Source organism: Lachnoanaerobaculum umeaense (assembly GCF_003589745.1).
Classification (GTDB): domain Bacteria; phylum Bacillota; class Clostridia; order Lachnospirales; family Lachnospiraceae; genus Lachnoanaerobaculum; species Lachnoanaerobaculum umeaense.
Genome location: NZ_CP032364.1, coordinates 60,545 through 78,369 on the forward strand (window position 1 = coordinate 60,545; position 17,825 = coordinate 78,369).

Below are 17,825 nucleotides of genomic sequence, written 5' to 3' on the forward strand. Positions count from 1 at the left end.
TATAAATAAGAAAAAAGGGGTGCCACGCACCCCTAAAATATACATTATTACAAAGCTGTTATAAAAGTCAAAAATCCGAAAACTACACCTGCCGCATTCGGTATAATAAGGATATAATCTATTTTATGTTCATTTGTTAAGCCATATATAACCCATAACAAACAAGATATTGCCGCTACAAGCGGCTGCAGCGGTTGAGATTTCTCACCACCTATATTTGCTATAATTTGCGGTATATAAGATAAGAATACTAAAACTCCGATAAATGCTCCTATAGATCCTATGAATGTATTAATTCTCTTTTTTGTCATTGAATATTACCTCCGAAATCAGTTTATAAATATACATGTGTGAATTTATGTGTGATAATATAACACACAATTTTGAAGGTTGCAAATTTTAACAGAGTTTTACGAAGATTTTAACATTATTTTTTTATATATTATCATTTTTGCATTCTGTATTTTTATTAGTTTTTAACAAGGTGTGAGTTTTTTATTTTTATTTTACATCCACATAACACCACAAAAAAGGATTTTTTTATTACTCAAAATTTAAACAATTTTATAAAATCCTTGTATACAATTATTTAATTATATTCACTTTCTTTTATTGTACCATTTGTTACTTTAAATACCTTTCCAATATCCAAAGATTTATTCAAAAAATCTTCAACACCTGTACAGGTAATCAAAGTTTGAATATGTTTTATGGACTCCAAAAGGTGAGACTGTCTTTTTCCGTCAAGTTCGGATAATACATCATCAAGTAAAAGTACAGGAAATTCTCCGTATCTTGATTTTATAAGCTCTATCTCAGATAATTTTAATGATAATGCAAGACTTCTTTGCTGCCCTTGAGATCCGAACTTTTTCAAATCCATTTCCCCGTTTAAAAAAAACGAAAAATCATCTCTATGTGGTCCTACATTGCTGGTTTTATACCTTATATCACCGACTCTGGATTTTCTAAGCTCTTCTTCAAAAGCATCCTTTTCTACATTCTTTTCATATACCACATTTATCTTTTCTCCACCTGAGAGCAAAGAATGTATATCAAGAATGACATCATTCAGTTCTTTTATAAAGGCTTCTCTATAGGCAATCAAATCCTTACCATACTTTACAAGCTGCATATCCCAGATGTCCAAAGTATCTTCAAGTCCACTTTTAATACCTATCTCTTTTAAAAGTTTATTTCTCTGATCCAGCACCTTATTGTATGTAACCAAAGTAGAAACATAAAGCTTATTTAACTGACAAAGCTCCATGTCCACAAAATTTCTTCTCTCCTTAGGACTTCTCTTAATAATATTCAAATCTTCAGGAGAGAAAAATACCACATTACAAGTTCCAAAAAGCTCACTAAGCTTTCTGATGGGAATACCGTTTATAGCAACTCCCTTAGACTTATTCTTTTTCAAATGCATATCAAGTCTTACAGATGAGCTATTTTTTTCTATCATCAACTTGATATGCGATTCATTGCTTCCGAATTTTATAATATCTCTGTCTTTACTTCCTCTATGAGACTTTGAAGTGGTAGCAAGATATATTGACTCCAAAATATTGGTCTTTCCCTGTGCATTGTCACCGTAAAATATATTTACACCACTTGAAAGCTTGATATTCAAACTCTCATAGTTTCTATAGTCCTTAAGCTCCAACGATTCTATAATCATTGTTCTCGTATGTAAATATATCGCCGTCTCTAAGCTTCTTACCTCTTCTAAGCTCTACCTCAGAATTTACCAAGACCTCTCCAGCCTGTATTACCATCTTAGCTTCTGAACCCATAGATACAGCACCTGCAAGTTTCATAGCCTGCTCCAGCTTTATATATTCATCTCTAATTTTAACTTCTTGCATATTTCACCTTTATCCTACAAAATTTACCGGCAATATCAGGTAAGTGTATGAATTTTTATCATCTCTAATAAAGCATGGTGATTTTGCATTTGTAAAATATATATCTACAAAATCATCATCAATAACCTTTAATGCATCCACTAAAAACTTCGGATTAAAGGCAATCTTTAAATCACTTCCGCTCTTATCAATATTCACCTTAGCATCCATAAATCCAAGTGATGAATTTACAGACAATGTAAGTGTTCCATTTTCTATATCAAGAATCAAAGGTTTATGTTCATTTTCCCTGATAAGTATCATAGCCTGCTCTATTGCACTTTGGAACCTGTTTCTGCTAACAGTTACCTTTGTATCATAGTCACTTGAAAGCATTGTTTCAATTCTAAAATATTCTCCATCAAGGATTCTTGAAAGCACCAAGCTTTTGTCAAACTCAAAAAGTATATGGTCCTTAGAAAAATAAATATTGACATCTTTTTGAGCATCACTATCTATTATCCTCATGACTTCCTGTAAAGATTTTATCGGGACAACACATCTTTGATTTTCAAATTTTCCATTCAATTCAATATTTCTGATAGACATTCTATGTCCGTCCAGAGTAACAAATTTTGCAACATTGTCCTTTACATCAATAAGCTCTCCACCCATCATTCTATTTATATCACTAATAGCTGTAGAGAATTCTGTCTGTCTTATGACTTCTTTTAAGCTAAACTGGGACAGTTTAATAAAATCATCCCTATCTATTGATGGCATCGGTATAAATTCTACAGGATCAATACCCATAATATTAAAAACTGCCTGTTCACATCTGATAGTAGTTTTGAAATCCTTGTCCACATCAAGCTCTATAAGAGAATCCGTATTTTCAAACTTTCTAACAATCTCAGAAAAAAGCTTTGCATTTAATACTACACCTCCTGGATTTACTATAATAGCGTCTACCTCTGTTTGAATAGACAATTCTGTATCTGTAGCATCTAAAACAACTCTATTGTCAGATGCAGTTATAAGTATTGATTCTAAAATGACACTTGAGGTCTTAGTAGATACAGCTTTCATTACAATGCTAAGTGCATTGACTAATTGTGCTTTTTGAAATTTTAAATTCATTCTTCCTCCGGTTTTGGCGGCTCGTTCGCCATAATAAATATTTAAATATATTTTAGTATTAGTATTATTATAGTATGTGGATAAGTGTAAAAGTCTTGAAAGCCTTATAAACACTATGTTTTTTGTTGATTTTTGTAAACATCAACATGTTTGACAGTTACCCATACAATATGGATTATTGTGGAGAAATCTTCTTTTTTATGGTTTCAATAGTCTGATTTAACTCACTGTCAGAGACTATTCTCTTAGAGATTACATCCTCGGAATTTACTATAGTAGAGTGATCTCTATCTCCTAAAAACTGACCTATTTTTGTCTGTGTGTCATTTGTCATTTTCCTACAAAGATATACTGTAATATGCCTTGCTGTTGCTACAGGTTCCTTTCTGCCTTTGGCTTTTAGTTCTGCAACGGTGATATTGAAATGGTCAGCAACTACAGTTGCGATATATTCAGAAGTAATTTTAGTAGGTGCATCAGGAGTAATCATATCTTTTAGTACAGTTTTGGCTAATTCTATATCTATTTCCTGATTTTTATTTAGTCTGCTCATTGCATATAGCTTATTTAGGGCACCTTCCAGCATTCGAATATTACTCTTTATATTAGTAGCAATAAATTGAATGACCTCATTATCTATATTTTTGCCATCTCTTTCTTCTTTGCTTCTTAGGATTGCCATTCTGGTTTCAAAGTCCGGAGAAAAAATCTCTACAGCCACGCCCCAGGCAAATCTGGAACGAAGTCTTTCTTCAAGGTTTTTTAGCTCCATTGGAGGTCTATCTGAAGAAAGTATTATTTGTTTTTTTTGTTCATATAATGCATTAAATGTATGGAAAAGCTCCTCTTGTATAGCATCCTTACCACCAATAAATTGAATATCATCTATAAGAAGAACATCTACATTGCGGTATTTTGAACGATACTCCTGTAGATTACTGTTTTTCAATGCATCAATATATTCATTTAGGAATTTTTCGCTGCTTACATATAAAATTATAGCTTCAGGATTGTGTTCCAATATGTAATGTGCAATTGAATGCATCAAATGAGTTTTTCCAAGACCAACACCTCCGTATATAAAAAACGGATTATAGTGCTCTCCGGGATTTTGACTACCGGGAGACTCAGCTACGGCTACGGCAGTGGCATGAGCTAAATCATTACTTTTCCCGACCACGAAGGTGTCAAAAGTATAGGAAGGATCAAGATTTGCACTTAAGAGCTTTATGTTGTTCACAGGATGTCTCTTATTGTCTATAAGCTTATTATGAATTTTTTTTGTTTCATGTTCCGATTTTTCTTTAAAAATAACATTACACTTGATAAGAGTAACTTCCTCTATAGATACTGATAAATATAGAGAATATTTTTTTGTAACATAAGTTTTAAAGGGTTGTGAAGGAACTGTGATAACCAAAGTATAGTTTCCTCTGGAGTCTTTATCAACAGAGGTAGGAACCATTGGTTTTATCCAAGTATTGTACGATACAGGTGAAAGTTCATAATCATCTCTTAAAAAAGTGATTATTTCTTCCCAGCTGGATTTTATCTTATCTATCATCCTTTTTACTCCTTTAGGATAATTGTAAACTATGTAAATTATATCAAAAAAAAGAGGTCATATCAATGTAAAGAAAGTGTAAAAAATAAAATTATCCACATAAATGTTAACAATAATATGGATAACTTAGTTGATTAAAAAATATCCAATGGTTATCAATACATTTATACATATAAAAAATATGATTATACACATGATGTGGATAATCATGTTGACAAAACAAATGGCTTAAAATAAGGCTTAAAAGGAGATGTCCACATAACAATAAAAAGAGTTGTCAACAAGTTATCCACAAAATGTGGATAACTTGTTTATAAACAATTAACTGTGGAAAAGCTGTTAAAAAAGTCAAAATGTGGATTATTATGTTGAAAAGAATTTTTGTGTTGAGATTATTTTCAAATTTATCTTCCTATTATATAAGGATATTAAGTCAAAATAGAATCTAACTTGATGTAAATCTTGATATTATTTTATTTATTAATTTTATAATAAAAATATTGATAAGAATTAGCTTTAAAGATATAATATTAAGTGCATTATATCCATATAAGGAGTAGTAGCGAGAGGAGAAAAAAATGAAGAGAGATTCTTATCAGAAGACAAAAAGAATGGTGATTATGGCTGTTTTTATTGCAATAATTATTATTCAGACATTAGTACCTATTTTGGGATTTATACCACTTGGTATAATGAATGCCACGATTATCCATGTTACTGTAGCTATAGGAGCAATTTTGCTTGGAGCTAAGGAAGGTGCAGGATTAGGATTTGTATTTGGTCTTGGTAGTATGTGGAAGAATACATTTATGCCAAACGCTACATCATTTTGTTTTTCACCATTTGCACCTGCCATTGCAGGTTATACAGGTGGAATAAGAGCAGTCATAGTATGTTTTGTGCCAAGAATTCTTGTAGGTGTGGTGGCTGCACTTGTTTTTAGAGCTATCAGAAAAACAGGAAAACTTAAACTAGCATTATTAGTAGCAGGTGCTATGGCGGCAATAACAAATACTATTTTGGTAATGAGTGGAATATATTTCTTATTTGGTGAACATTATGCAAGTGCTACAGGCAAAGAACTTACACAGTTGCCACTTGTAATAGTAGGTATTATAGGAACACAAGGTATAGCTGAGGCTATAGTATCGGCAATATTGACCTTGGCAGTAGCAGGAACATTATTAAAAATCAGTGAAGAGCGATAAATCTATTGACTTATAAGGCTTCTTTATATATAATACTAGGGTGCGTTCTTTGGAAAAGTAAAGAACATAGACTTGAGAAAGACTGGACAAACGAAAAGAAATAAGGAGGTATTATATCATGAAGATGACATTCCAACCTAAGAAAAGACAGAGATCTAAGGTTCATGGTTTTAGAGCAAGAATGAGTTCAGCAGGCGGTAGAAAAGTATTAGCTGCCAGAAGAGCAAAAGGAAGAGCTAGATTATCAGCTTAAAAAATAAAACAGATGAGTGCTATATCATGTAGCAAAGAGTTTATCTGTCGAAGATTACTTAGGGATAGTCTTATGACTATCCCTTTAATTTAAGCTATAAATTGTATTCGAGGAGTTTGTGTGAAAAATTTTCCGTCTTTAAAAAGTAATACTGATTTTCAAAGGGTATATAAGAATGGAAAGTCATATGCCAATAAAAATCTTGTAATGTATGTATTAGAAAATGACTTGGCTTACAATAGAATAGGTATATCAGTTTCAAAGAAAAACGGTAACAGTGTGGTCAGACATACATTTGCAAGAAAATTGAGAGAGATTTTTAGGCTGAATAAGATAGAGAAAAAAGGATTAGATATAATAGTAGTAGTACGAGTAGGTGCAGATGTAGATGATTATCACAAGCTGGAGCGTGCCTATTTACATTTGCTAAAATCACATAGACTGGGTAAAGAAGATGCTGAAGAAATTAAATAGTTTAATAATAAAAGGAATGATTAAGCTTATTAGGTTTTATCAAAAATATCTGTCACCTTTAAAGGTAAGAACACATTGTATTTATACTCCCACCTGTTCGCAATATGCTATAGAAGCTTTGAAAAAGCATGGCATTATTAGGGGAATGTTGTTAAGTATTTGGAGAATACTTAGATGTAATCCTTTTGCCAAAGGTGGCTATGATCCTGTGCCTTAGACAGATGAGCAATTTATTAAGTTCATATTAGAAAGTGGAGGTATTAGCTTGGACATTGTACTATTAACAAAGTCAACCACACCTATTATAGGTTGGTTTGCTAACATACTTGGATTTATAATGAATCTGATATTTGATATTGGAATAACGAATATTGGTGTTGCTATTATAGTTTTTACAATAGTAATAAATATAATAATGATACCACTGACTATAAATCAGCAAAAATCTCAAAAACTTATGTCTGTAATACAGCCTGAGATAAAGGCTATACAGGATAAGTATAAGGGAAAAACTGATAATGAATCAGCAATGAAGATGAATGCTGAGACAAGAGCCGTATATAGCAAGTATGGTACAAGTATGACAGGTGGTTGTCTTCCACTTCTTATACAAATGCCGATACTTTTTGGACTGTATCAGGTTATCTATAGAATACCTGCTTATGTAACAAGTGTTCGCAGTGTATTTGAGACAGTAGCCACATCACTTATGCAGGAATCAGATTATATAAACAAGATCAGTGATTTAGCAAAGGCTGTAAGACTTCCCATAGAAAACAATGATTATACAGTCACAAATAAGGTTATAGACTTACTTTATAAATTTACTCCTGAGAAGTGGACTAAGCTTTCAGAGATCTTTCCTAATATGAGTGGTGTACTGGATACAAGTATTCCACTTATCAAGCAGATGAACTCATTCCTTGGAATTGATTTGTCAGTGGCGCCATGGCAGGGTATGAATAATATAAATATTGCTTGGATGATCCCTATATTGGCAGGAGTTACACAGTTTATATCAACTAAGGTGATGACAGTAAATCAGCCAAAGAATGGCGGATCAGAAAGTGATATGGCAAAGCAGATGCAAAGCATGAATACTGTAATGCCTTTAATGTCATTGGTATTTTGTTTTACTCTTCCTGCAGGTATCGGTATATATTGGATTGCTTCTGCACTTGCAAGAACAGTTATTCAGTTATTGGTTAATTATCAATTAAAAGATCTTGATATTGATAATCTTGTAGAGACAAACCTTGCAAAGCAAAATGCAAAGAGAGCAAAACAAGGTCTTCCTGCTCTCACTGCCAATAAAAAGGTAATTGAAAATGCAAAGCATATGGATGAAATTGAAAAAGAAGAAAAAGAGAACAGAGCTAAGAAATACGAAGTAAATGCGAAGAATATAAAGGATTCTACAGAGTATTATAATAAGGATGCAAAACCCGGATCTCTGGCTGCTAAGGCGAATATGGTAGCCAAATATAATGAAAAGCAAGCAAATTCTAAGAAAAATAAATAGGAGGAATGAGATGGATAGTGCTAGAGTTTCAGCAAGAAATTATGATGAAGCTTTGACCAAAGCGTTGATAGAGCTGGGAACTACCAGTGACAATGTGGATGTAGATATTATTGAAATAGGCACAAATGGAATTTTGGGAATTTTTGGTGTAAAACCATGGACTCTGAAAGTTACTATAAAAAAGCCTGCCAATACAGATATGGTTAAGAAGAGTAAGAATACAGCTGAAAAGTCAAAGGAACAAAAATCTCCTATTGAAAAAAAACAGGTAGAGAAAAAAGAAGTTGTAGTTGAGAAGGCAGAAGACCCTACTCCGGTAGTAGAAAATCCTGTAGAAGAAAAGAGTGTTGAAACAGTAGAAAATGTAGATGAATATACAAAATTCTATGGTGAGGAAGAAGAACCTGTAAACAGTGCCGGTAGAAAAATATTGACTAATGATGAATTAGAAGAAATAAGAGATAGAGTGGATGAGTTCCTGAAGGATTTCTTTGAAGCAATGAATTTACCTGCACATGCAGTTTATAACTTCTCTTTCAAGACAAATGAGCTTTCTATAGTTATAGAAAGTGAGGAGGATTTGGGTGTATTAATTGGAAAAAGAGGTCAGACACTTGATTCATTACAATACATTCTAAGTCTAGTAGTAAATAAAAGCAGCGAAAGTTATATAAGAATAAAGCTTGATACTGAGAATTACAGAAAAAAGAGAAAAGACAAGCTTGAAATTCTTGCAAAGAATATAGCATCAAAGGTAAAGAAAACAGGTAAATTTACAGAGCTTGAGCCTATGAATGCTTATGAGAGAAGAATCATACATGCAGCACTACAGGGTGACAATTTGGTATCTACAAAGAGTGTTGGTGAGGAACCTTTCAGACATATAACAATTTATCCAAAGAAGAATTTTAAACAAAATAGAAGAAGCCCTAAAAGGGAAATGCAATAAAAACTAGTCTTGTGAAAGAGGGCTATTGATAACATAGTTATTGATGGTCCTCTTTTATTTTTGTAATAAATGGAGGAATATGAAGAGTACAGATACTATTGCTGCTATAGCAACAGCACTTGGAGAAAGTGGAATAGGTATAATAAGAATCAGTGGTGAGGACGCCATAAGTATAGCTGATAAGATATATAGTGGAAAGCAAAGCTTGATGGAGTTGGGATCACATACTATAAATTATGGGCATATATTTTTTGAAGATGAGATTATAGATGAAGTATTGGTAATGCTTATGAAATCACCAAGAACTTTTACCGGTGAAGATACCGTGGAAATAAACTGCCATGGAGGTATTCTAATATTGGAAAAAATACTACATGCAGTATTGGAATCAGGTGCAAGGATGGCACTTCCCGGGGAATTTACAAAAAGAGCTTTTTTAAATGGTAAGATGGACTTGAGTCAGGCAGAGGCAGTTATTGATATAATAGAGGCAAAAAATGATTTGGCATTAAAGGCAGGTATAAGACAGTTAAACGGGGCATTGACGGAAAGTATTAAGACCATAAGAGCTCAGATACTGGAGCAAATAGCTTTTATAGAGGCAGCACTTGATGATCCTGAGCACTATTCAATGGATGGATATAGTAATAAATTAAGAAAGATTGTAAAGAAAATAATAGGTAGAATTGAATATCTGAAGAAATCATTTAAGGATGGAAGCATTATAAAGGAAGGAATAAACACGGTTATTATAGGAAAACCAAATGCGGGAAAATCTTCTATCTTGAATTTGCTTTCGAGAACAGACAGAGCTATAGTTACGGATATTGCAGGAACTACAAGAGATACGCTTACAGAAAATATAAAGCTCTCAGGCATCAGTTTAAATATTACAGATACAGCAGGAATCAGGCAAACAGATGATGTAGTGGAGAGCATTGGTGTAAAAAAAGCTATAGAAGCCAGCAATAGTGCAGATTTAAATCTGGTTGTAATAGATGGTCTTAAACCGATAGATAAAGAAGATATAGAACTTCTTGAAACTGTCAAAGATAAAAATGCTATAATACTTATTAATAAATCTGATAAAGAACTTAAGGTAGGCATTGAGGATATAAAAAAATATAGTAATAAAGATATTATTATTTTCTCAGCAAAAGAAAATATAGGAGTGGATGAACTTGAAGATATGATAAAAGCCAAGTTTATTTCAAAAGAGATAAACTTCAATGACCAGGTTATTATAACGAATATAAGACATCAGGAAATAATAAACGAAACACTGGAATCTATGGAAATGTGTATCTCAAGTATTGATGAGGGATATGAAGAGGATTTCTTTACAATAGATCTGTTAAATGCATATGAAGCATTGGGGGAAATTATTGGAGAAACAGTGGATGATGATGTTGTAAATGAAATATTCTCAAAGTTTTGTATGGGTAAATAATATAATTGCATACAACTATATTGCGAATATATAATTTCGGTCGGTTTAAAGATTTATTATAGTGTGTGAAATTGAACAATGAGCATACGGTAAAAATGATTATTTTGAATTGTTTTTGGAACTATAGAGATCATAAAATTAGTATTTTATATATAGTATAACGATAATTAAACAGAGGTAATAAATGAATATAATAGAAAAAATATATGATATTGTAGTGGTTGGAGCCGGTCATGCAGGATGTGAGGCGGCACTTGCAGGTGCCAGACTTGGACTAAAAACAGTAATTTTTACTGTAAGTGTTGACTCCATAGCACTAATGCCCTGTAATCCAAATATAGGAGGAAGCTCAAAGGGACATCTTGTCAGGGAGCTGGATGCACTTGGTGGAGAAATGGGCAAATGTATTGATAAGACATTTATTCAATCTAAGATGTTAAATGCATCAAAAGGACCGGCAGTGCATTCACTTAGAGCACAGGCGGATAAGCAGGAATATTCTAAAGAAATGAGAAAAACTTTAGAGAACGCTCATAATCTTACAATAACTCAAAAAGAAATAACCAAATTGATAATTGAGGATAATATATGTAAGGGTGTTGAGACTATATCGGGAAGTAAATACTATGCAAAGGCTGTAATTTTGGCTACAGGTACATATTTAAATGCAAGATGTATATATGGTGAGGTTGCAGAATATACAGGACCAAATGGTTTAAAATCTGCAAATCATCTAACATCTTCTCTTTTAGGATTAGGCATTGATTTAAATAGATTTAAAACCGGTACTCCTGCCAGAGTGGATGGTAGAACTATAAATTATAGTGTAATGCAAGAACAATATGGAGATGACCCTGTAGTTCCATTTTCATTTGATACTGACCCTGAAAGTATTCAAAAAGAACAGATAAAATGCTACTTGGCATATACAGATGAAAAAACACATGAGATAATCAGGAAAAATATAGACAGATCCCCACTATTTTCAGGTGCAATAAAAGGTACAGGTCCAAGATATTGCCCTTCCATAGAGGATAAGGTTGTAAAGTTTCCGGATAAGGATAGACATCAGATATTCGTAGAGCCGGAAGGACTTTATACAAATGAAATGTACTTGTCGGGACTTTCCAGTTCTCTACCTGAAGATGTTCAACATGAGATGATAAGAAGTATAGAAGGATTTGAAAATGCAGAAATAGTAAGAAATGGTTATGCAATAGAATATGACTGTATAGATGCCAGACAGTTAAAAGACAGTTTGGAGTTTAGAGCTATTGAAGGACTATTTGCCGCAGGACAGTTTAATGGAAGTTCAGGATATGAAGAAGCCGCGGTTCAAGGACTTATGGCAGGTATAAATGCGTCCATGAAGATTATGGGAAGAGATGCCGTTGTTATAGGAAGAGACCAAGGGTATATAGGTGTTTTGATAGATGATCTAGTTACAAAGGAGAGCCATGAACCCTACAGAATGATGACATCCAGATCAGAATATAGATTACTTCTTAGACAGGATAATGCGGATATCAGATTAACAAAAATAGGCTATGATATAGGGCTTATATCTGAAGAAAGATATCAGAGACTTATAGAAAAAGAAAAGCAAATTGATGAAGAAATAAAAAGACTTAAAAATATTCATATAGGTGCAAATGCAAAAGTACAGGATTTTTTGGTAAGAAATGGGTCAACTCCACTTCAAACCTCAGCAAATCTTGCCGAAATTATAAGAAGGCCTGAATTAAATTATGATTTAACTAAGGAGCTTGATGAAGAAAGAAAAGAACTTAGTAAAGAGGTCAGAGATCAAGTAAATATAAATATAAAATATGAAGGATATATAAAGAGGCAGGAATCACAGGTAAAGCAGTTTAAAAAACTTGAGAACAAGAAAATACCGGTTAATATAGATTATAATAATGTGAACAGTCTTAGAATAGAGGCGATACAAAAGCTAAGTAAAGTAAGACCAAGCTCTATTGGACAGGCATCAAGAATATCTGGAGTTTCACCTGCTGATATAACAGTTTTGTTGGTATATCTTGAGACTTATAAGGAGAAAAATAATGTATAATGATATGGTAAAATACTTATCAGAAAATAATATTTTGAACGTTGGTATATCTGATGAGAAAAAAGAGAAGCTGTATAAATTCTATGAAATTTTGGTAGAGAAAAATAAAGTTATGAACCTAACTTCTATCACAGAGATTAAAGAATTTACATATAAACATTATATAGATAGTATCGCACTGGAAAAAGTAAATAAAGATTTAGATAAAAAGCCATATAGTATTGCAGATCTAGGTACAGGTGCAGGTTTTCCGGGAATACCATTGGCAATAGTATTTCCAAATCTTAATATGACTTTAATAGATAGTTTAAATAAGAGAATAAAATTTATACAGGAAGCCTGTGATATTCTGGAAATAAAAAATGTAAATGCTATACATTCAAGAGCTGAAGATATTGCAAGAAATAAGGCATTTAGAGAAAGTTTTGATATATGTGTTTCCAGAGCTGTAGCAAATTTGGCATCACTATCAGAATACTGTCTTCCACTTGTAAAAATAGGTGGCAGTTTCATATCATACAAATCAAAAGGATATGATATTGAATTAAAAGAAGCTCAAAAAGCAATAAAAGTATTGGGTGGAGAAATAGAAAGTTCAGTGAAGTTTGATTTGGGTGAATATGGAGAAAGAATACTGCTAGATATAAGGAAAGTAAAACCTACATCAAACAAATATCCAAGAAAAGCGGGATTACCAACAAAAGAACCGATTAAATAAAATTTAATGTTTCACATGAAACATTAGAGAAAAATTATATGATTGAACAACAAGGTCACATACTATGTTTCACGTAAAACATAGTATGTGGCTTTTAATGTTAATGGAATATATTAAATTAGTTGATTCTATAATAATGTTCCACGTGAAACCAAGTTGAATGTTTCACATGAAACATAGGGGTGAGCTTTCTTAAGCCGGATATACAAATACATAATTATGAGATAAAATATAGAAAAATAAATTTACTATCGCATTGATTAGAAAATATTAGTATGATAGAATATAAAAGTAATAGATGTTGGATAATATAAGGATAAATGAGGCTTATATTATTTTAAAATAAGAGGTTTATACAGTGAAAAAGTACTTAAAAATTTTAACTGCCATGATGGTTTCTTCCTCTGCTTTGATAGGAGTATCATTGTTAAATAAGATAATGAGTGTGCATGCAGTGTCAAAAAATCTTCTTGAAAAAGATGATATAAGAGAATTTGAATGGAGATTCGGAAATATAAAATACAGGAAACAGGGTCATGGGAATCCTATTTTATTGGTTCATTCATTGGATGTTGCATCTTCCTCAGAGGAATGGTTTAAGATAGTAGATGAGTTGTCAGAATCTTATACTGTGTATAGCATTGACTTACTTGGCTGTGGTCTTTCCGAAAAGCCGTTTATGACATATACAAATCATATATTTGCTCAACTTATTTGTGATTTTATAAAGGTAGTAATTGGGAAAAGAACTACTGTCATATCAAGTGGAAATAGTTCTTCTTTTGTTATTTCTGCTTGTGATAATGATAATACTCTGTTTGAAAAAATAATACTGATATCTCCTGAGAAACTATCAAATGGTTATCTTATACCTGGAAAAAGAGCCAGAACATATAAGGCAATACTTAGTACATCAATTATTGGGAATTTATTATATAATATAGCAGTATTTAGATTGAATATAAAAAATGACTTCTATAGAAAAGAAAAATTTACAAAAGAAATGTTAGCTAAGTGCTATGAAGCAGCTCATAGAGGATTATCTCCAAAATCTTTATACTCAAGTTTGGTTTGCTTCTATACAAAGAAAAATATAAAGTTTGAACTGTCTCAAATAGATAATAGTATTATTATATTTGAAGGAAAATATAATAAGGATGCTTCAAATATAATAAAAGAATATATGAAAGTAAATCCTGCTATTGAAACTATAATAGTTGATGATTCAAAAAAATACCCTCACATAGAGAATGAGGAAGAATTTTTAAACGATTTGAATATATATCTATAGGTTAATGTTTCACGGGAAACATTTAGTAAGAATGGATGGTATATAAAATATTTTATAAAAGCAAGGAAGTACATATCTCTTTGCGGTGTGAAACAAAGTATAAAAGTATCGCTAAATATAAATGTTTCACGGGAAACATGAAATAGAAAGGATATCTAATATTATGACGAAAATTATTGCATTTGCAAATCAAAAAGGTGGTGTAGGTAAAACTACTACTGCTGTAAATCTTTCAGCTGCTTTAGCAGAGGCAGGACAAAGTGTTTTGGCGATAGACTTCGATCCACAGGGAAATCTGACAAGTGGACTTGGTATAGATAAGTTAAATACTGAAAAGACTATATATGAAGTTATAATTGGTGATGAAAATATAAATGATGCTATAGTAAGTACAGAGGTGGAAAATCTGGATATAATTCCTAGCAATGTGGATTTATCAGGTGCAGAGATAGAACTTCTTGAATTAGAGGACAGAGAGAGAACACTTCGAAGAAAGATCAGCGAAATATATAAGACTTATGATTATATATTGATTGACTGTCCTCCAAGCTTAAGTCTTTTGACTATAAATGCTTTTATGGCATCTGACAGTGTAGTTATTCCTATTCAATGTGAGTACTATGCTCTGGAGGGATTGACTCAGATGTTAAGAACTGTAAATCTAATTAGAGAAAGATTAAATCCTACATTGGAAATTGAAGGTATAGTTTTTACAATGTATGATGCTAGAAATAATCTGAGTGGTCAGGTTATAGAGGGTGTAAAAGGTGTTATTTCAAATGAAAATATATTTGAGACTATAATACCAAGAAACGTTAAGTTGGCGGAGGCTCCAAGCTTTGGAATGCCAATAACAGAATATGATACTACTTCAACTGGAGCACAGGCATATAGAATGTTGGCATCTGAAGTACTAAGTAAGAGTGGGAGGTAAAAATGGCAAAGAGAATGGCACTTGGCAAAGGGGCAGATGCTCTTCTTAGAAATTTGAACGGAACCAAAGCGACTGTTGATGATACAGTGGATAAAAATATAGATGATAGTGAAAAGGCCGGCGAATTGATGGTAAAGATCTCATTGGTTGAGCCGAATAGAAATCAGCCAAGAAAGATGTTTGATAAAGACAGTCTGGATGAGCTCACAAAGTCAGTGCAACAATATGGAGTATTGCAGCCTATAATAGTAAAAAAAATAGGTAATAGATATGAAATAGTTGCAGGTGAAAGAAGGTGGAGGGCTGCACAGGCGGCGGGCTTATCAGAAGTTCCGGTAGTTGTAAGAGATTATGATGAGCAAAAGGCTAAGGAAATTGCTATTATAGAAAATATTCAGAGGACAGATCTAAATCCTATTGAAGAAGCTTTGGCATATAAAAGTTTGATTGAAGAGTACAATTTGACTCAGGAAGAACTTTCTGATAAAGTTTCTAAAAACCGTTCTACTATTACTAATTCTCTCCGTCTTTTGAAGCTTAGTAAAAATATTCAACAGTATATGATAGACGGTCAAATTTCATCAGGACATGCAAGAGCATTGCTCAGTTTGGAGGATGAAGGGAAAAGAGAATTACTGGCATTGGATATAATGAAGAGAAATCTAAGTGTAAGAGATACAGAGAAGGCGGCAAAAGCATTATCAAAGAAAAAGAAGGTGGATCTTTCAGATATAAATAAAGAAGAAGGTGACACTGTAAGAGATTTATCTTTATTTTATAAGGAGTATGAAGACAGCATTCAGGGGGTTCTAGGAACTAAGGTACATATAAATCAAAAAGATAAAAATAAAGGAAGAATTGAAATAGAATATTATTCTCAAGTAGAGCTTGATAGAATAATGGATATTTTTAAGACATTAGGATAAAAAGATGATAAATTTAACAATAGATAATAGGATTTTGTTTGGCTTTATCCTAGTTGTAGCTTTTTTTAATTTTATATTATTTGTGTCAATGTTGAAGCATAGAATAAAGTATAGAAGGCTATTTAAATCTTATGATAGTTTTATGAAAGGAAAATCTGCAAGGAATCTGGAAGATATTATAATACTTTTGAGAAAAGATATTCGTAGTTTGAAAACAGAGAGTAGATTAAACAGAGAAGCTATAAGAGAACTGAATAAACTGGAAAGAGAATGTTTGCAAAAAATAGGAATTATAAAATATGATGCATTTGAGGGAATGGGAGGCAAACTAAGCTTTGCTATTTGTCTTTTGAACTATAGAAATTCCGGTTATATAATAAATAGTATTCATTCCAGAGAAGCTACATTTAATTACATAAAAATAGTAGAAAATGGTCAGACAGATCAGGTACTTTCCTATGAGGAAAAAATAGTATTGGAACAAGCTTTGGGATATAGAGAAAGGTAAAATAAAAAGTCCGTACAATTTATGTACGGGCTTTTATTAATCGTTTGCTTATTTCCGGACCAATTATTGCGGATATGGCAATTTTTATTGCATCTCCTATTAAGAATGGTACAACACATAATAAGAGTGCGGCTATAAAGCCTTTGCCTTGCTGATATGAAAACCATATTGTACCAGGAAGGTAACAGAGTGTTAGACCTAGAACCATTCCTATTATATCCCAGAGCCTGCCCTTTTTTAAATGTATAAATACTGAACTGATATATACTGTAAATATAAAGCCTACGATATAGCCTCCGGTAGGTCCAAGTATTTTACCAAGACCACCGGTATATCCTGAAAAAACAGGTAAGCCTGATATACCAAGCAATAAAAATATAGTGACTGATATAAGTGCTTCTATAGGTTCAAGTACATAGGCAGTGAGGTAAATTGCCAGTACACCAAGTGAAATAGGTACTGGAGTTATAAAGATAGGTATGGATATAGGGGAAAGAATACAAGTTATTGCAGTCATAAGTGATACTACAGCCATTTTCTTTATTGAAATAGTTTTTGCCATAAAAATCTCCTACTAAATAAAATAAATACAAGAAGATAATATTATAAATGCTGAAAAATGTCAACCTAATATAAAATAAGGTTGACATTATTTTATATTGCATTACTAAATTTCAATAATACTCTTCAACACAAAAAATGCACTTATCATATATAAAGGTAATAGTAATAGAAATCAGTATAGTATAACTCCTATATAGAAGTTCTATAGTTTTAAGAAAATTAAAAAACAATATTATATATTTATACTAAAGTATAAAATATATAATATTAATAAATTTATTTTTATAATATATAAGATACGTTAAAAGTTTAGTAATTACTTTAATTTTTCTAGTATTTAGTTTTGTAAAATGATATTATATAAAGGCAGTGTTTTGCCATATGAAATTGTTATTACTAAAAG

19 protein-coding genes are annotated in these 17,825 nt (G+C 32.1%); 13 read left to right on the forward strand and 6 right to left on the reverse strand.

Going from position 1 to position 17,825, the window contains the following annotated elements; genetic code table 11:
- Positions 1-47 precede the first annotated feature (47 nt).
- From D4A81_RS00270 to dnaA, 5 genes are all read right to left on the reverse strand, one after another.
- Positions 48-311: a SemiSWEET family transporter gene (locus tag D4A81_RS00270; protein ID WP_007594929.1), complete on the reverse strand. Its 264-nt coding sequence runs from the start codon at positions 309-311 to the stop codon at positions 48-50.
- A gap of 278 nt (positions 312-589) precedes the next feature.
- On the reverse strand, positions 590-1,681 hold the full coding sequence (gene recF / locus D4A81_RS00275; protein WP_111525563.1) for a DNA replication/repair protein RecF: 1,092 nt from the start codon (positions 1,679-1,681) through the stop codon (positions 590-592).
- Positions 1,656-1,868 carry an RNA-binding S4 domain-containing protein gene (locus tag D4A81_RS00280; RefSeq protein ID WP_007594926.1) on the reverse strand — a complete coding sequence of 71 codons (213 nt, stop codon included), beginning with the start codon at positions 1,866-1,868 and terminating at the stop codon, positions 1,656-1,658. Before D4A81_RS00280 ends, recF begins: the two co-directional genes overlap by 26 nt.
- Before the next feature lie 9 nt (positions 1,869-1,877).
- Positions 1,878-2,987, reverse strand: coding sequence for a DNA polymerase III subunit beta (gene dnaN, locus D4A81_RS00285; protein WP_111525564.1), 1,110 nt, complete (start codon positions 2,985-2,987; stop codon positions 1,878-1,880).
- Between the two features lie 175 nt (positions 2,988-3,162).
- A complete protein-coding gene (dnaA, locus tag D4A81_RS00290) occupies positions 3,163-4,551 on the reverse strand; it encodes a chromosomal replication initiator protein DnaA (RefSeq protein ID WP_111525565.1) in 1,389 nt (462 codons plus the stop codon).
- Between the two features lie 578 nt (positions 4,552-5,129).
- Between dnaA and D4A81_RS00295 the strand changes: the two genes are divergently transcribed.
- The 13 genes from D4A81_RS00295 to D4A81_RS00355 all read left to right on the forward strand — a co-directional run bounded on the left by D4A81_RS00295 (position 5,130) and on the right by D4A81_RS00355 (position 16,858).
- Complete coding sequence (locus D4A81_RS00295; protein WP_111525566.1) at positions 5,130-5,759, forward strand: ECF transporter S component; 630 nt, start codon at positions 5,130-5,132, stop codon at positions 5,757-5,759.
- Between the two features lie 118 nt (positions 5,760-5,877).
- A complete protein-coding gene (rpmH, locus tag D4A81_RS00300; protein ID WP_007594921.1) occupies positions 5,878-6,012 on the forward strand; it encodes a 50S ribosomal protein L34 in 135 nt (44 codons plus the stop codon).
- 120 nt (positions 6,013-6,132) lie between these two features.
- Entirely contained in the window at positions 6,133-6,486 is a 354-nt protein-coding gene (gene rnpA / locus D4A81_RS00305) for a ribonuclease P protein component (protein ID WP_111525567.1), read from the forward strand.
- Positions 6,467-6,703: a membrane protein insertion efficiency factor YidD gene (gene yidD, locus D4A81_RS00310; RefSeq protein ID WP_111525568.1), complete on the forward strand. Its 237-nt coding sequence runs from the start codon at positions 6,467-6,469 to the stop codon at positions 6,701-6,703. The genes rnpA and yidD overlap by 20 nt, the downstream gene beginning before the upstream one ends.
- Before the next feature lie 48 nt (positions 6,704-6,751).
- Positions 6,752-8,008, forward strand: a complete 1,257-nt coding sequence (gene yidC, locus D4A81_RS00315; RefSeq protein WP_111525569.1) for a YidC/Oxa1 family membrane protein insertase — start codon at positions 6,752-6,754, stop codon at positions 8,006-8,008.
- Positions 8,009-8,018: 10 nt separating this feature from the next.
- Positions 8,019-8,957 (forward strand): RNA-binding cell elongation regulator Jag/EloR, encoded by a 939-nt coding sequence (jag, locus tag D4A81_RS00320; protein WP_111525570.1) that lies wholly within the window; start codon positions 8,019-8,021, stop codon positions 8,955-8,957.
- Positions 8,958-9,036: 79 nt separating this feature from the next.
- Complete coding sequence (gene mnmE / locus D4A81_RS00325) at positions 9,037-10,407, forward strand: tRNA uridine-5-carboxymethylaminomethyl(34) synthesis GTPase MnmE (protein WP_111525571.1); 1,371 nt, start codon at positions 9,037-9,039, stop codon at positions 10,405-10,407.
- Between the two features lie 184 nt (positions 10,408-10,591).
- Positions 10,592-12,481, forward strand: coding sequence for a tRNA uridine-5-carboxymethylaminomethyl(34) synthesis enzyme MnmG (gene mnmG / locus D4A81_RS00330; RefSeq protein WP_111525572.1), 1,890 nt, complete (start codon positions 10,592-10,594; stop codon positions 12,479-12,481).
- Positions 12,474-13,199, forward strand: a complete 726-nt coding sequence (gene rsmG, locus D4A81_RS00335; protein WP_111525573.1) for a 16S rRNA (guanine(527)-N(7))-methyltransferase RsmG — start codon at positions 12,474-12,476, stop codon at positions 13,197-13,199. The genes mnmG and rsmG overlap by 8 nt, the downstream gene beginning before the upstream one ends.
- A 358-nt stretch (positions 13,200-13,557) precedes the next feature.
- Positions 13,558-14,490 carry an alpha/beta hydrolase gene (locus D4A81_RS00340; RefSeq protein ID WP_242977744.1) on the forward strand — a complete coding sequence of 311 codons (933 nt, stop codon included), beginning with the start codon at positions 13,558-13,560 and terminating at the stop codon, positions 14,488-14,490.
- A 163-nt stretch (positions 14,491-14,653) separates the two neighbouring features.
- Entirely contained in the window at positions 14,654-15,424 is a 771-nt protein-coding gene (locus tag D4A81_RS00345) for a ParA family protein (protein WP_111525574.1), read from the forward strand.
- A gap of 2 nt (positions 15,425-15,426) precedes the next feature.
- Positions 15,427-16,350, forward strand: a complete 924-nt coding sequence (locus tag D4A81_RS00350) for a ParB/RepB/Spo0J family partition protein (RefSeq protein WP_111525575.1) — start codon at positions 15,427-15,429, stop codon at positions 16,348-16,350.
- 4 nt (positions 16,351-16,354) lie between these two features.
- On the forward strand, positions 16,355-16,858 hold the full coding sequence (locus D4A81_RS00355) for a DUF4446 family protein (RefSeq protein ID WP_111525576.1): 504 nt from the start codon (positions 16,355-16,357) through the stop codon (positions 16,856-16,858).
- Positions 16,859-16,877: 19 nt separating this feature from the next.
- Here D4A81_RS00355 and D4A81_RS00360 read toward each other — a convergent pair whose 3' ends face one another.
- Positions 16,878-17,420, reverse strand: coding sequence for a biotin transporter BioY (locus D4A81_RS00360; RefSeq protein WP_111525577.1), 543 nt, complete (start codon positions 17,418-17,420; stop codon positions 16,878-16,880).
- Between the last annotated feature and the right edge of the window lie 405 nt (positions 17,421-17,825).